Consider the following 868-nt stretch of genomic DNA (forward strand, 5'->3'; position numbering starts at 1 on the left):
ACCGCGCGATGGCCGAGGACGTGCTCGCGCGCTGCGCCGAGGCCGCGCTGCTGCAGGCCCGGCCCGCGGGCGTCACCGTGCGCCTGCCGCTGGCGGGCTCGCCGGCCGAGGCATCGGTGTCATTGACGCGCAGCCCGGGCGAGGCGCGCTACGGCACCGACCTGCCGGCGCTGCGCGCGCTGCCCGGGGCCGACCACTGGCTGTGGCGCGACGGCGAGGGCGGGCTGACCGAGGCGATGGTGCGCTTCGCGGCACGCGTCGAGATGGCGCGCACCGTCGAAGACGTGCTCGCACGGCGCTGCCGGCTGCTGTTCCTCGATGCACGCGAGGCGCTGCGCATCGCGCCCGAGGTGGGCCGGTTGCTGCGCGAGGAGCTGGGGGAGGGCTTCGATGCCGCGGCATCGATCGGTGCGTTCGAAGCGCTGGCGGCCCGTTACCTGGAGCTGCCGTAGGGCGATCTGCCACGGCGCCAAGTCAAGCCGCAGCCGCATGCCCGGTGTCTGTGTCGGGGTGTGTCAGGGAGCGCGGGTCTTTGCCCATATAATCCCGAGGCTTTGCTGCTGACGACTGTCTTCTCCGCCATGACCGAACCCCTCGACCGTGGCGTAGCTCAAGAAGATGGCGCCGACGACCAGCCTTTCAAGACCCTGACGCGAGAAGAAGCGCAGGCCTTGCGAGGACGAATTCCCCAGGTGTCGCCCTGGAGGGTGGTTGCGGTGCAGGCGGTGGCGGGTTTGCTTTGCACGGCCATCGCGGTCGTCGTGACGCAATTGATGGGACAAGATTCTGGTGCTGCCTGGTCGGCGTTGTACGGCGCGGCGGCGGTGGTTCTTCCGGCAGCATTGCTCGCCAGGGGAATGACCCGAGG

At 70.4% G+C, this 868-nt stretch carries 1 protein-coding gene and 1 pseudogene; both read left to right on the forward strand.

Features of this window, described 5'->3' with window-relative positions; translation table 11 throughout:
• A partial coding sequence (locus tag AC1D12_RS34340) for a glycerol-3-phosphate dehydrogenase C-terminal domain-containing protein (protein WP_477845524.1) occupies positions 1-452 on the forward strand: 452 nt, incomplete at its 5' end.
• Positions 453-581: 129 nt separating this feature from the next.
• A pseudogene (locus AC1D12_RS34345) lies at positions 582-868 on the forward strand (ATP synthase subunit I); the annotation flags it as partial.

Source organism: Rhizobacter sp. P1_G5 (genome assembly GCF_056405435.1).